Genomic DNA, 13,867 nt, shown 5'->3' with positions numbered 1-13,867 from the left:
AAAACTTTGAATTATCTTATAATTTACCCATAGGGTAAAGTCACAGACAGGATAAAACTGCCCGTACTTAACCAGTCCCATCACATAATTTATTTAATTGCAGTACACACATACTACCGAGGTACAACATTATGACTCTTGCTTACTGGTGTGTTTTAATAGCCATGCTTCTGCCATGGATTGCAGCATCTTATGCTAAAAAAAGTGGTGGTTTTAAAGCTGATGATAATCATCAGCCCCGTGAATTCATGGCTAAAGCACAGGGTAAAGCTGCACGTGCTAATGCTGCACAGCAAAATGGATACGAAATATTTGCACCTTTCGCTGCTGCGGTCATTATTGCCCATGCAACTGATAACGCTGCCCAGTTCACCATTAACTTCTGGAGCGTATTGTTTATTCTCAGTCGTCTTGGTTATTTTTATTGTTACATTAAAGATAAATCTTTTGCCCGTTCATGTATCTGGGGAGTGGGCGTTATCTGTATCATTGCACTTTACATAGCTGCAATCTGAATACAATACTGGCAAGTAATTTTGATAATTCAATCTGCAATAAAGGGAGAGTATATGAGCAAACAATCAGGTTCATGTCTTTGCGGTAAAGTTAAATTTTCTCTGGAAACAGATAACCACTCACTGAGTGCCTGCCATTGCAGCACCTGCCGCAAATGGAGTGCAGGTCCGCTGATGACGATTATGCATAATGGTAAGATTCAGTTTGAAAATACCGAATTCATCAAAAATTACAATTCATCAGAATGGGCGGAACGCGGATTTTGCTCAGAGTGCGGTACTCATCTGTATTATCACTTAAAAAATAGCGACCAATACTACATAGCCGCATGGACACTTGACCAGCCTGACGCCCTGGATTTCAATCTTCAGGTTTATATTGATAACAAACCGGAATGCTATTCTTTCGCCAATCAGACACATAACCTGACCGAGGCTGATATTCAGCAAATGATAGCAGAACAGCAGAAATAATCACGGCCGGATTAGCCTATCCAACAGTTCTTATCCGAATAAATAACTATATTGTTTTATTTAGTTTTATTGCAACCATTCAAGCGGTCTGCATTATAGATTAATAACGCATTATAGATAGAGTTTATCTGAATTAAAATAGGAATTGGAGTTGGTATGGATGTAATTAAAAAAAGCTTTTTAATTGGTATTTGTTTGTTGAGTTTCACAGGTGTTGTCGCAGCAAAAGATCTAAAGCAAAGAAATATCGCTCAAGAAGAAAAAAATCGTACACTAGTTATCAAGTTTTATAATAACTTCTTTAATAAACATCAACTTGCTGAGGCAACAAAAACACTGGCTGAAGATTATAAACAACATAATCCTTATGTCGCTGATGGTAGAATACCTGCGATTACTTATTTCGAAGATTTCTTTAAACAAAATCCGCAATCAAGTGCCATCATAATTCGTTCATCTGTGGAGGGCGATATAGTATGGTTACATGTCCATTCTAAAATCAATAAAGATGATCTTGGTAAAGCAGTAGTTGATATATTCCGAGTTAAAGATGGAAAAATAGTTGAGCATTGGGATGTGATTCAAAATGTACCAGAACAGGCAGAAAATAATAATACGATGTTTTAATGATTGATCCAATAACTTATAAGCGCCTTAACGGCGCTTTCTTCGTTCAAGCAAAAACAGACTATATATGTTTAATATATAGTCTGTTTTCAATTGGATATTCAGTGAAATTAAACTGTATTACATACGCTCAACAATCATTGCAATACCCTGACCGCCGCCGATACACAGCGTAGCCAGCCCGAACTGAACATCTTTTGCCTGCATACCATATAACAGACTTACCAGAATGCGGGTACCACTGGCTCCAATCGGATGACCAATCGCAATCGCACCACCATGGATATTGGTCTTATCCATATCAAAATGCAATTCGCGGCCTACTCCGAGGAATTGTGCAGCAAAAGCTTCATTTGCCTCAACCAGATCAATATCAGTCAGTGCCAGACCGGCCTTCTGCAAAGCTTTCTGTGTCGCAGGTACAGGTCCCAGCCCCATCAGTGCAGGGTTTACACCAGCACTGGCATAACTGCGAATACGTGCCAGAGGCTGTAATCCGAGTTCTTTTGCTTTGCTTTCCGCCATCACCAACACAGCAGCAGCACCATCATTAATTCCTGATGAGTTGCCGGCAGTCACCGTTCCATCGGCACTGAATGCCGGTTTCAATTTAGCCAGTGCTTCAGCAGTTGCCTCTGCCCGCGGATATTCATCACGCGCAAATACAGTCTCACCTTTACGTGACTTAATTGTTACAGGAACAATTTCTGCATCAAATACACCGGCTGCAACCGCCTGCGCAGCCAGTTGCTGAGAACGTAAAGCCAGCTCATCCTGTTCCTGCCGGCTGATCTGATATTTCTGTGCAATATTTTCAGCAGTAATCCCCATATGATAATGATTGGTAGCACAGGTCAGCCCGTCGTGTACCATAGTATCAATTACCTGCTGATTACCCATACGATAGCCCCAGCGTGCACGGCTATCCAGCAGATATGGTGCCCGCGTCATATTTTCCATACCGCCGGCTATTACTACCTCTGTATTCTGTGCGGCAATAGACTGAGCGGCCAGTGCTACCGTTTTTAATCCCGAACCGCATACTTTATTAACAGTATACGCTGGTACACTATCAGCCAGTCCGGCTGCCAGGGCTGCCTGTCGTGCCGGATTCTGTCCTAGCCCGGCCTGCAGCACATTACCCATCACTACTTCATCAACCAGCCCGCTTTCAACACCGGCACGGTTTAAAGTTTCAGCAATAACCAGCTTACCCAAATCTACTGTGCCTACACTGGCCAGCGAACCATTAAAGCTGCCTACAGGTGTACGCGCTGCACTGACAATAACTGCATTTTCCATATTTAACTCCTAAATCTGACTGTTACCAGCCTATAAACCACGCTGGCTGATTGCCATTTCACGGAAATCTTCAGCCACAGTAAATTCAGCCTGAGTTTTAGCCTTAATTGTTTCCAGATCAACGCCTGGTGCATGTTCCAGTAAAACCAGTTGTCCGTCTTTAAAGCCAAACACAGCCAATTCAGTAACAATCAGATTAACTTTGTTTTTTGCTGTTAGCGGCAAAGTACATTCTTTCAGAATCTTGGATTCACCATTTTTAGTACAATGCTCCATACCAATAATAACCCGGCGCGAACCGGTTACCAGATCCATTGCACCACCCATGCCCGGTACCATTTTGCCCGGCACCATCCAGTTTGCCAGATTTGCCTGCTGATCGACTTCCAGACCACCCAACACACAAGCATCAACATGGCCGCCGCGAATCAGTGCAAATGAAAATGCACTGTCAAAAGTACAACCGCCGGCAGCGATACCACATGGCTGACCACCTGCATTCACCAGATTAGGATTGGCTTTTTCAGGGTCCAGTGCAGCCAGACCGAGAAAACCGTTTTCAGACTGCAAAGTAATATGAATATCTTCCGATACATAATTGGCTACCTGAGTTGGCAGACCAATACCCAGATTCACCACATCCCCATCATTGAATTCCAATGCAATTCTGCGTGCAATTAATTCTTTTGCATTCATGGTGACTCTTCCTTTATTCCGGATAAACAATATAATCAACCAGCGCTGCCGGTGTAGTCGCCGCATCAGGTGAAATTTCACCCACTTCAACCACATTGCCTGCTTCAACAATTACCTTTTTCGCAGCCAGAGCAACCAGCGGATTAAAATTCTGAGCAGACAGTTCATACACCAGATTACCCAGCTTATCTGCCGTTTTTGCTTCCACAATGGCCAGATCAGCCTGTAAAGGCAATTCAAGCAGGTATTCCTGTCCGTTTACCGCGATTTTCTGTTTGCCTTCTTCGACAATTGTTCCCAATCCGGTAGGTGTCAGCACACCACCCAAACCTGCGCCGGCAGCACGAATCCGCTCTGCCAGCGTACCCTGCGGTACCAGTTCAACTTCAATCTCACCGGCAATCATTTTCTTACCGGTTTCCGGATTAGTACCGATATGCGAAGTAATCACTTTTTTGACACGATTATTCGTAATCAGCGGGCCGACACCGGTTTCTACAAACGCAGTATCATTTCCAATAATAGTTAAATCCTTAACCCCTGAATCCAGAATAGCCTGTACCAGTCTGGCGGGCGTACCGATTCCCATAAAACCGCCAAACATAATGGTCATTCCATCCCACAGATGATTTTTTACATCCGCTAAACTGAGCTGTTTTGTTTTCATACTCTTCTAACCTGAGATAAACCAAAGACCGGACAAATACATAACAACTGATTTTGTTATAGATCTATGACAATATTTGATTTGCCGGCGATACCCTGAAAAGCACCGCCGGCAAGTGATTAATTACTCAATATCCATATCCAGAATTGCTGCACTCAAACCTTTACCATGCATATCATGTGCCAGCGTACGGGTAACACCACCACCCAAAGCACCATACATAACAAAATTCAGTGCACCGATATTCGGTAATTCATAGCGCACAACATCACCAGTCACGATGTCTGCAAAAAACGCTTTAACCTTTTCTGCAGTCACTGCTGCTTTAATACGTTCATAATCTTCAGGCCGATAAGCAATTACCGAAATATTTGAAGTATTACCTTTATCACCAGTACGAGAGTGTGCAATTTCACGTAACTTCATTATCAAACCTCCAGATAGTCAATACTGGTTGTCACCAGATTACGGGGAATAAATGTTGAATCCATAGCCACAATTTCTTTTACAGATTTCATAGCACCGCCACCGCCGGCCGGACCATTGGTATATAAAGCTTCAACTTCATTACCCACAACTGCTGCCGCAGCTTTAGTTGCGAAACGTCCGGCTACACGCACACGAACTTCATACGGCTGGCTGCTCTGTGACAAAGTTGCACCGTGCAGTGAATCGATACCAATCAGATCAAAACGCACCTCTTGTGGTTCTGCATGTGCGATTTCAAACCGCTCTTTTACGATGGCCAGTGCCAGACGACCGCGCTCTACCGCTCCCGGACCGGCATAGCTCATCTCACCTTCACCAATAAAACCATCTTCATAACCTACAGAGACCTTCAGCGTCTCAGGACGGGCACGACCTGTACCACCAGTAACTGCAACACGGTCTTTACCTACTTGTGTAAAGGTTACCTGCGTGAAATCTGCGGTGACATCCGGTGTTTTATATTCATCCGGGCGATGAATTTCATACAGCATCTGTTCCTTACAGGTATCAGGAGTAACCATGCCGCCAGAGCTTTCAACTTTAGTAATTACTGCATCACCATCGGCACTGATTTCGGCAATCGGAAAGCCCAGACGTGCCAGATCAGGTACATCGCGGTAACCCGGATCAGCAAAATAACCACCAGTAATCTGGCCGGCACACTCAAGCAAGTGTCCCAGAATAGTGCCCTTACCCAGATGCTCCCAATCTTCTGCACCCCATTTAAACTCATGCATCATGATTGACAGGAACAGAGACGGGTCAGAAACACGACCGGCAATAACAATATCAGCACCATTGTCCAGCGCCTGTACCATTGGTTCAGCGCCGATATAAGCATTGGCTGAAACAATTTTCTTACCGCATTGTGAAACCGGTTTTTGTAACTCATCCAGTGGCAGATCCTGCTGCATAACCTGTTCGTAAACATCATCGCCTTCAATAATGGCAATTTTCAGATTTTTTGCGCCCAGAGAACGTGCGATTTCGGCAGTTACTTTGGCTGCTGCACGCGGATTGGCAGAACCCATATTAGTAACAATCTTGATTCCCTTTTCCAGACAGGCCGGTAATACTGCCTGCATACGCGCTGCCAGTAATTCATTAAAACCGGTTTCCGGATTATGCTTTTTCTGGCGCTGACCGATAGCAATCGTGCGTTCAGCCAGACATTCAAATACCAGATACTGAATATCCCCTTTTTCCGCCAGCTCTACAGCCGGTTCAATCCGGTCGCCACCATATCCGGCACCACAACCAATTCTGATTTTTTTCATATGTCATATCCTTTTTACATTCAACAACTTAAAAACAACCTGTTTATATCGGGAATACTCCGAATAACATCGCACCTACAGCCATCACGATAGAAGCCAGCCAAAGTATCGGAATAGAGAATTTCTGATGGTCAGCCAAATCCACGCCGGACAGACTGCACAACAGGAAGGTAGCCGGAGTCAGCGGACTAACCGGGAAACCAGTAGTCATCTGTCCAAGTAAAGAAGCCTGAGCTACCTGAATAGGCGGGAAACCACCAATATTGGCCACCACCGGCATAATGCCGAAATAATAGGAATCAGGGTCAAACACCAGACTCAGCGGCATTGCTACCAGACTGACAATAAACGGAATATGAGAAGACAAGCTGTCAGGTACAAAATGACCGGCTGAATTTGCCATAGCTTTGAGCATACCGGATTCACCCATGATGCCTGTGAACACACCGGCAGCAAACAAAATGGATGCCATCATCAGCGCGCCCTTAGCATGAGCATTAATCCGTGCAGATTGTTCAGCAGGCTTGCGGTAATTTAATGTCAGCGCAATACAGCAGGCCACCATAAAAATAACCACTGGTGATATTTTTGTGGCTACCATACCCGTAATTACCAGAATCACCAGAGTAATATTCGCCCAGAATAAATGCGGCCGACGCAGCTTTTGCTCTTCTTCGGTTAATTCTTTTGGCGCAAAATGTGTTGCTGTTTCTTCATTTTCACCACCGATTACTGCACCAGCACCGGCTCCGGCCAGACCTAAGCGTTTTTCTTCTTTGCGTCCCCAGTACCAGCCCATAAACACCATAAATGCCAGCCCGCAAATTTGCGCCGGAATCAGTGGCGTAAACAGATCATGTGTAGATACCTCCAGTGCTGCGGAAGCACGAATCATCGGTCCGGTCCATGGCAGGAAATTTACACCGGCACTCAGTGCTGTAATCCCGGCAAGAATTCGCTTATCAATACCAAGTTTGTTATATAAAGGCAGCATGGCCGGTACTGTAATCAAAAATGTCACTGCTCCATTACCATCCAGATGCGCAATCAGTGCCAGAACACCAGTACCAATAATAATTCTCTTGGGATTAGTACCTACCACCTTCAGAATCTTGGCAATAATCGGATCAAACATCCCGGCATCACTTACCACACCGAAGAAAATAATGGCAAACACAAACATCGCTGCCATAGGTGCCAGTTTGGATATTCCTGTTACCACCATTTTTGGTATAACGGTGTAATGAGGTACTACATCCAGACTACCCTGAAACAACGGTACGATATATAGTGCGATTACAGCCCCTAGAATAGGAATAATAATCAAAGCGACTATTGGCGATAACCGCTTGCTCATAATGCAAAATAGCAAAGTTGCAATAGTTAATATGCCTACTAAAGCCAGCATAAGAATCCCCTTTTTGGGTTATTATTAAAAAAGAATAAATGAATAAATATTTAAGAAAGCCTTTGCATTCTCACCATAACGACACACCCTGTCTAATCGATAATAAAAATCGATTAATAAACAAATTCGATAAATCCGGCAGCATATGAAAAATTTGATAAAACTCAATATGTATTAACGCTAAATATGCTATTGTAGATAGCAATATGGATTTAAATACGGCAAATAATGCTATATGAATATATCAATCAAGCAGATAAAAGCCTTTCTGGCGCTGGTAGAAGAAGATAACTTCACCCGTGCAGCTCAGAAGATCCATTTGTCTCAGCCTGCATTTAGTAGTCTGATTGCCAATCTGGAACAGGAAATCGGCTATCGCCTGTTTGACAGAGATACCCGTAAAGTTCAGCTTAATGAAGACGGAATCCACTTCATCAAACTGGCACGTGAACTCATGTTTGCCTATGAGCGCACTACCAAAGAAATCCGCTCACATGCCAATAATCATAAGGAAAAACTGGTACTGGCAGTTATGCCGTCTATCGTCGTACAATGGGTTTCACAGCTGCTGGCTACTTTTCATCATCAGCATGCCAATGTCCAAGTTGAATTACTCGATACACAATGGGATTTGTGCCTGCAAGCCCTGTTACAAGGACATGCAGAACTGGCGTTAACCGCAAAATCTCCCTCTTTAACTGAAATTTCTGCTGAGTTCCTTTTTTCTGACAAGTTCCATCTCATATGTCATATCAATCATCCACTGGCCAGCAAAGCAGATATTGAATTAAAAGATTTACTAGAATATGGCATGATTGGATTTACTAAAGGCACCAGCATTCGCCATTTTGTTGATAAAATTGTAGATTTATTCGGAATAAATTATGTAGTAGAAGTTAGCCAGCTCACCACCATGATGGGACTGGTAGCGGCTAATTACGGCATTGGCATAGTGCCGAGATTAACATTATTTCAATTTGAACATAAAAATCTCGTAGTCAGAGATGTCAGAGACATGAATCTGGAACGGTCCATTTATCTGATTAAACATAAAGAACGCAAACTATCACCGCAGGCTGAGAATTTTTATCATCACATTAAAGCCAATATATTCAGAGACTAAAAAGTATATGCAGATAGCTAATACTATCTGGATGCAGCGGTAGCCGGTACAGCACGACGATATTTAGAAGCTGGGTTCGAATTAATCGTTACACCACTGACACTAATATCATTTTGCAATTTTTCATAAGTTGCCTTACCAATGCCTTTTACTCGCATAATATCTTCCGTGGAATGAAAAGGACCATGCGCATTACGATAATCAATAATTGCCTGCGCTTTAACTGCACCAATATTCGGTAAAGATTGTAACTGCTGTGAAGAAGCAGTATTAATATTAACAGCAGCCCACACCGAAGCCATAGCAAACAACAGTACCAGAATCATACAAATCTTTTGCACTCTGTATTCTCCTTTGATTGATAAAATGTGCTGATCAAATCATACTTATAAATTGACAATAGCATAAAATATAGACTCAAATTATGCAATTATTATTTTAATTAATAAGAGTACGATACTATTATGAATATCCCAACTTAACTGTCCCTTTTTCAAACCATCAAAATCAGATAAAAACAGTCTTACCTTGAAAGGTTTGTGCAGATTCAGGATAATTCGTACTGGATAACCTTTGTCTCTTGCGGCGGAGTACAGTCCATTAACTCACATCGCTATCGCAACCAGCAATTCCCTTATCAAAAGGCAACTTCATGGCTTCACATCTCGCTAATGCAATTCGCTTCCTGGCAATGGACGCAATTGAACAGGCTAACTCAGGGCATCCGGGCGCACCAATGGGTATGGCCGAAATGGCTACTGTAGTGTGGCGCGAATTCCTGCAACATAACCCAGCTAACCCCAAGTTTTACAACCGCGACCGTTTCATCCTTTCGAACGGACACGCGTCCATGCTGCTGTATAGTCTGCTGCATCTGAGCGGTTACAATCTCAGTATTGAAGATCTGAAAAATTTTCGCCAGCTGCACAGCAAAACCCCGGGACATCCGGAATACGGCTACACTGATGGTGTAGAAACCACAACCGGACCACTTGGACAAGGAATTGGTAATGCCGTTGGTATGGCACTAGCAGAAAAAATTCTGGCTGCCCGATTTAATAAACCGGGCTTGAATATTGTTGATCACTATACTTACGTATTTGTCGGCGATGGCTGTCTGATGGAAGGAATATCCCATGAAGTATGTTCACTGGCCGGCACGCTTAAACTGGGCAAACTCATTGTTCTGTATGATGACAACAACATCTCAATTGATGGCAAAGTAGACAATTGGTTCAGCGAAAACATTCCTGAACGCTTTAACTCTTACGGCTGGCACACAGTTGCCAATGTAGACGGCCATGATGAAACCGCTATCCGCGCAGCCATTACCGCAGCAAAAGCCGAAACCGAGAAACCATCGATTATCTGCTGTAAAACCAGAATCGGCAAAGGTGCCGCTAACAAAGAAGGCAGCCATAAAACCCATGGCGCACCATTAGGTGCCGAAGAAATTGCCGCTACCCGCGCTGCTCTGAACTGGACACATGAACCATTTACCATTCCGCAGGAAATCTATGACGACTGGAGTGCGGTTAAAGCCGGTACTCAACTGGAACAGCAGTGGCAAAATCTGTTTAATCGGTATCAGCAACAATACCCTGCTGAAGCAGCTGAATTTATCCGCCGCATGGACGGTAAACTGCCGGAAAATTTTGAAGAACACGTTCAAAATGCATTAAATGAAGTATGCAGCAAAGCTGAAAAAGTGGCCACCCGCAAAGCCAGTCAGAACAGCATCGAAATTCTGGCACAAATTCTACCTGAATTTGTAGGCGGATCTGCAGATCTTACCCCCTCAAACCTGACCGACTGGTCTGGCAGTACTGCCGTGACAGCCACCAGTGGCGGCAATTACATCCATTATGGCGTGCGAGAATTTGGTATGGCAGCCATTATGAATGGTTTGAGCCTGCACGGTGGTATCAAACCATTCGGAGCTACTTTCCTGATGTTCAGTGAATACGCCCGTAATGCTTTGCGCATGGCTGCACTAATGAAAATCAACCCGATATTTGTATTCACACACGATTCTATCGGCTTGGGAGAAGATGGTCCAACACACCAGCCGATTGAACAAATTGCCACCCTGCGTCTGATTCCGAACATGAGTGTATGGCGACCGTGTGACAGTGCCGAATCACTGATAGCGTGGGCAGATGCCGCCGCTGCAACCAATCACCCCAGTTGCCTGATATTCAGCCGTCAGGGGTTACCATTTATGCCACGGGATAACCAGCAGCTAGCCAATATCCGTCGTGGCGGTTATGTACTGAAAGCACCCGATACAAAGGCTGCACAGGCGGTACTTATTGCCACAGGATCTGAAGTGGAGCTGGCTATCAATGCTCAGAGCAAATTAGCTGAACAAGGTATTGCCACAACAGTTGTATCTATGCCTAATACCCATATTTTTGATCAGCAGGATCAAGCCTACCGTGACAGCGTCTTACCTGCTCATCTGCCTCGTATTGCCATTGAAGCCGGTGTCAGTGATTCATGGTATAAATACGTGGGTACGAATGGTGCCATTATTGGTATTAATCGTTTTGGTGAATCCGCACCAGCTGAGAAACTCTTTCAGGAATTTGGTTTCACTGTCGAACAGGTTGTTGAAGTAGTGAAAAATATCATTTAAATGAGCATATAAAAAAACGCCGGCATTGTTTGCCGGCATTTTTATATCATTATGATAGATTTAATCTTTTACATTTATATGACGTGTTTCCGGCATCATCAGAATAGCTATTACAGATAATAAACTGGTACCTGCTACATAATAAGCCGGCGATACTGCACCAAAATGCTTGATCAGCCAGGTAATCACAAATTGTGCCGTACCACCAAACAAAGTTATACTAATAGCATAAATTAGTGATACAGCGGTTGCGCGTAGTTTAAACGGTATCATTTCCGGAATAGCCACTAAACTACTGGCGCCGCTCATCCCTGTTAACAACGTTACCATCATTGTTACCAGCAACAGCATCGCCACACTTTCAGTTTTTACCAACAGATAAAACATCGGCACAATCAGCAACATTAAAGCCACCCGTGGCCATAATATAATACTTTTACGACCATATTTATCAGCCAGCATACCTGCCAGTAATGAAAACACAAACATCATCAACCCACCCGAAGTAGTGCAGATTTGCGCAATATTTGGCTTAAGTTTAAACGTATCGATAGCAAAAGTAGTCATATAATTACCTACCTGAGCGGTAATAGCCGTCGACATCAGCACCATAACTCCCAGTATCACCTCGTTCCTATAACGGGAAAATATGATTTTTATCATCTGAGTACCACTGTGATGAGTCGGTTCTTCCAGTGTTTCCGGTAAGGCTCGGCGAATATACAGAGCAATCGGAATTAATACCAGACTTATCAGAAAAGGGATGCGCCAGCCCCATGCATTCAACTGTTCCAGAGTCAGAATACTGGAAACAGTAAAACCAACCAAACCACCAACCACTACCGCAATTCCCTGACTGGCCATTTGCCAGCTGGCATAAAAAGCACGTTTATCTGGCGGAGCAGATTCAATCAGCATTGCTGAAGCCGGACCTACTTCTCCACCTAAAGCCAGCCCCTGAACCATACGTGCAATAACCACAATAATAGGAGCTGCAATCCCGATCACCTCATAGCTGGGTGTAACAGCCAGTCCCAGTGTTCCCAGCGTGATTAATGCCACAGTCAGCATCATCGCTGCCCGACGACCTTTTTTGTCTGCATAGGCACCAATAAGTAAACCACCCAACGGTCGCGTAAAAAAACCGACACCATATACAGCTACTGCAGCAAGCAAACTGGTGTATTTATCATTATTGGTTGAGGGAAAAAATGATTGCGCAATATACACTGCAAAAAATGAATAAATAATAAAATCATAAAATTCCAGTGCATTCCCTGCCACCGCCGCCGCAATCGCTTTCGCCGGTGGCTTATTATGCTCTATAGCTACTTGTCCTGTATTCATATCATTACTCCAATTATTTTATTAAATATTCAAATCTGATTTATTTTAAAAAGCGCTCAGCCAGTGCTACCCAGTATGTCGCACCAATAGCTATATTTTTATCATTGAAATCATAATAAGGATTATGCAAATCAAAACCCGAAGCAGCATCCACCTCTTTCAGACCATTACCAATAAACAAATAACTTCCCGGACATTTTTCCAGCATAAATGCAAAATCTTCACTTCCGGCCATTGGTTCAGTCTGATCGACAATATTTTCTTCCGCTACCACTTCACGTGCCACCTGGCGCGCAAACTGAGTTTCTTTACTGGTATTAAATACAGGAGCATATCCATGCTGATAATCCACTTCAGCCACAACATTAAAGCTTTGTGCCTGAGCCTGAGCGATTGCCACAATACGTTGCTGTAACAGCTTACGTACTTCAGGCTTGAAGCAACGCACAGTCAGTTTTAACTCAGCTTGCTCCGGAATCACATTATTTGCCACACCGGCATGAAACATACCTACGGTAACCACAGCCGAATCCAGCGGACTGACATTGCGTGACACAATTGTCTGTAAAGCCATTACGATAGAAGAAGCAGCCACAATCGGATCATGCGTATTGTGCGGTTTCGCGCCATGCCCGCCTACACCTTTTATTGTAATAGTGGCCACATCAGATGAAGCCATCATCCAGCCATCATAAAAATGTAACTGTCCCTGCGGATAACCCGGCATATTATGCATACCATATACGGCATCACACGGATATTTTTCAAACAGACCATCAGCAATCATCCGCATAGCACCACTACCAGATTTGCCATATTCCTCCGCCGGCTGAAAAATCAGATTTAATGTACCATTAAACGATTTTCTGCTGGCTAATACCTTAGCCGCAGCCAGTAGCATTACAGTATGTCCATCATGGCCACATGCATGCATTTTGCCTGTATGCTGGCTTGTATGCGCAACACCACTTTCTTCAGTGATCGGCAATGCATCCATATCAGCCCGGATACCAATACGTCTGTCACCATTTCCGGCTTGAAGTTGTGCTACCAGACCAGTACCACCAATACCCCGTTCAACTTTATATCCCCACTGCTCCAGCAAACCGGCAACTTTATCGCTGGTTCGATTTTCTGCAAAAGCCAATTCAGGGTGTTGATGAATATCATGACGCAGCTGAACAAAAGTACTTAACTCAGCTTCAATCAGCTCATGAATCTCTTTCATAAACATACCTTTACATTTTTAATGAATTAAGAAGACTATAGCTTAACAAACAAAATTATTATTGACAAAACAAAAT

Annotated in this window: 14 protein-coding genes; 5 read left to right on the top strand and 9 right to left on the bottom strand. The window is 43.6% G+C overall.

Going from position 1 to position 13,867, the window contains the following annotated elements:
- Positions 1–131: 131 nt before the first annotated feature.
- The 3 genes from SALWKB2_RS01805 (at position 132) to SALWKB2_RS01795 (ending at position 1,616) form a co-directional block, all read left to right on the top strand.
- Positions 132–515: an MAPEG family protein gene (locus SALWKB2_RS01805; protein WP_025329980.1), complete on the top strand. Its 384-nt coding sequence runs from the start codon at positions 132–134 to the stop codon at positions 513–515.
- 54 nt (positions 516–569) lie between these two features.
- Entirely contained in the window at positions 570–989 is a 420-nt protein-coding gene (locus SALWKB2_RS01800; RefSeq protein WP_025329979.1) for a GFA family protein, read from the top strand.
- A gap of 156 nt (positions 990–1,145) precedes the next feature.
- Positions 1,146–1,616: a nuclear transport factor 2 family protein gene (locus SALWKB2_RS01795; RefSeq protein WP_025329978.1), complete on the top strand. Its 471-nt coding sequence runs from the start codon at positions 1,146–1,148 to the stop codon at positions 1,614–1,616.
- A 120-nt stretch (positions 1,617–1,736) separates the two neighbouring features.
- Here SALWKB2_RS01795 and SALWKB2_RS01790 read toward each other — a convergent pair whose 3' ends face one another.
- The 6 genes from SALWKB2_RS01790 to SALWKB2_RS01765 all read right to left on the bottom strand — a co-directional run bounded on the left by SALWKB2_RS01790 (position 1,737) and on the right by SALWKB2_RS01765 (position 7,455).
- Positions 1,737–2,918 (bottom strand): acetyl-CoA C-acetyltransferase, encoded by a 1,182-nt coding sequence (locus SALWKB2_RS01790; RefSeq protein WP_025329977.1) that lies wholly within the window; start codon positions 2,916–2,918, stop codon positions 1,737–1,739.
- A gap of 30 nt (positions 2,919–2,948) precedes the next feature.
- The gene (locus SALWKB2_RS01785; RefSeq protein WP_025329976.1) at positions 2,949–3,614 is read right to left on the bottom strand and encodes a 3-oxoacid CoA-transferase subunit B; all 666 of its coding nucleotides are present in this window, start codon (positions 3,612–3,614) and stop codon (positions 2,949–2,951) included.
- A gap of 13 nt (positions 3,615–3,627) precedes the next feature.
- The gene (gene atoD / locus SALWKB2_RS01780) at positions 3,628–4,281 is read right to left on the bottom strand and encodes an acetate CoA-transferase subunit alpha (protein WP_025329975.1); all 654 of its coding nucleotides are present in this window, start codon (positions 4,279–4,281) and stop codon (positions 3,628–3,630) included.
- Positions 4,282–4,404: 123 nt separating this feature from the next.
- Positions 4,405–4,707, bottom strand: a complete 303-nt coding sequence (locus tag SALWKB2_RS01775; RefSeq protein ID WP_025329974.1) for an AtuA-related protein — start codon at positions 4,705–4,707, stop codon at positions 4,405–4,407.
- Between the two features lie 2 nt (positions 4,708–4,709).
- On the bottom strand, positions 4,710–6,047 hold the full coding sequence (locus tag SALWKB2_RS01770; RefSeq protein WP_025329973.1) for an acyclic terpene utilization AtuA family protein: 1,338 nt from the start codon (positions 6,045–6,047) through the stop codon (positions 4,710–4,712).
- Positions 6,048–6,090: 43 nt separating this feature from the next.
- Positions 6,091–7,455: a CitMHS family transporter gene (locus tag SALWKB2_RS01765; RefSeq protein ID WP_025329972.1), complete on the bottom strand. Its 1,365-nt coding sequence runs from the start codon at positions 7,453–7,455 to the stop codon at positions 6,091–6,093.
- A 235-nt stretch (positions 7,456–7,690) separates the two neighbouring features.
- Between SALWKB2_RS01765 and SALWKB2_RS01760 the strand changes: the two genes are divergently transcribed.
- Positions 7,691–8,578, top strand: coding sequence for a LysR family transcriptional regulator (locus tag SALWKB2_RS01760; protein WP_025329971.1), 888 nt, complete (start codon positions 7,691–7,693; stop codon positions 8,576–8,578).
- A 23-nt stretch (positions 8,579–8,601) separates the two neighbouring features.
- Here the strand turns inward: SALWKB2_RS01760 and SALWKB2_RS01755 are convergent, their stop codons facing one another.
- Positions 8,602–8,919, bottom strand: coding sequence for a ComEA family DNA-binding protein (locus SALWKB2_RS01755; protein WP_025329970.1), 318 nt, complete (start codon positions 8,917–8,919; stop codon positions 8,602–8,604).
- A 311-nt stretch (positions 8,920–9,230) separates the two neighbouring features.
- Between SALWKB2_RS01755 and tkt the strand changes: the two genes are divergently transcribed.
- Positions 9,231–11,216, top strand: coding sequence for a transketolase (gene tkt / locus SALWKB2_RS01750; RefSeq protein ID WP_025329969.1), 1,986 nt, complete (start codon positions 9,231–9,233; stop codon positions 11,214–11,216).
- A gap of 60 nt (positions 11,217–11,276) precedes the next feature.
- On the opposite strand, the gene SALWKB2_RS01745 is transcribed toward tkt, so the two are convergent.
- On the bottom strand, positions 11,277–12,563 hold the full coding sequence (locus SALWKB2_RS01745; RefSeq protein ID WP_025329968.1) for an MFS transporter: 1,287 nt from the start codon (positions 12,561–12,563) through the stop codon (positions 11,277–11,279).
- Between the two features lie 40 nt (positions 12,564–12,603).
- The gene (locus SALWKB2_RS01740) at positions 12,604–13,791 is read right to left on the bottom strand and encodes a M20 aminoacylase family protein (RefSeq protein ID WP_025329967.1); all 1,188 of its coding nucleotides are present in this window, start codon (positions 13,789–13,791) and stop codon (positions 12,604–12,606) included.
- Between the last annotated feature and the right edge of the window lie 76 nt (positions 13,792–13,867).

The sequence above is a fragment of the Snodgrassella alvi wkB2 genome, assembly GCF_000600005.1.
Taxonomy (GTDB): Bacteria; Pseudomonadota; Gammaproteobacteria; order Burkholderiales; family Neisseriaceae; genus Snodgrassella; species Snodgrassella alvi.
This window is presented reverse-complemented; position numbering and strand designations above follow the sequence as displayed.

What these genes read in the sequence shown, in the direction of transcription:
- SALWKB2_RS01805 (WP_025329980.1), top strand. Translation starts at nt 132, where the DNA reads ATGACTCTTGCTTACTGGTGTGTTTTAATAGCCATGCTTCTGCCATGG.
- SALWKB2_RS01800 (WP_025329979.1), top strand. Translation starts at nt 570, where the DNA reads ATGAGCAAACAATCAGGTTCATGTCTTTGCGGTAAAGTTAAATTTTCT.
- SALWKB2_RS01795 (WP_025329978.1), top strand. Translation starts at nt 1,146, where the DNA reads ATGGATGTAATTAAAAAAAGCTTTTTAATTGGTATTTGTTTGTTGAGT.
- SALWKB2_RS01790 (WP_025329977.1), bottom strand. Translation starts at nt 2,918, where the DNA reads ATGGAAAATGCAGTTATTGTCAGTGCAGCGCGTACACCTGTAGGCAGC.
- SALWKB2_RS01785 (WP_025329976.1), bottom strand. Translation starts at nt 3,614, where the DNA reads ATGAATGCAAAAGAATTAATTGCACGCAGAATTGCATTGGAATTCAAT.
- atoD (WP_025329975.1), bottom strand. Translation starts at nt 4,281, where the DNA reads ATGAAAACAAAACAGCTCAGTTTAGCGGATGTAAAAAATCATCTGTGG.
- SALWKB2_RS01775 (WP_025329974.1), bottom strand. Translation starts at nt 4,707, where the DNA reads ATGAAGTTACGTGAAATTGCACACTCTCGTACTGGTGATAAAGGTAAT.
- SALWKB2_RS01770 (WP_025329973.1), bottom strand. Translation starts at nt 6,047, where the DNA reads ATGAAAAAAATCAGAATTGGTTGTGGTGCCGGATATGGTGGCGACCGG.
- SALWKB2_RS01765 (WP_025329972.1), bottom strand. Translation starts at nt 7,455, where the DNA reads ATGCTGGCTTTAGTAGGCATATTAACTATTGCAACTTTGCTATTTTGC.
- SALWKB2_RS01760 (WP_025329971.1), top strand. Translation starts at nt 7,691, where the DNA reads ATGAATATATCAATCAAGCAGATAAAAGCCTTTCTGGCGCTGGTAGAA.
- tkt (WP_025329969.1), top strand. Translation starts at nt 9,231, where the DNA reads ATGGCTTCACATCTCGCTAATGCAATTCGCTTCCTGGCAATGGACGCA.
- SALWKB2_RS01745 (WP_025329968.1), bottom strand. Translation starts at nt 12,563, where the DNA reads ATGAATACAGGACAAGTAGCTATAGAGCATAATAAGCCACCGGCGAAA.
- SALWKB2_RS01740 (WP_025329967.1), bottom strand. Translation starts at nt 13,791, where the DNA reads ATGAAAGAGATTCATGAGCTGATTGAAGCTGAGTTAAGTACTTTTGTT.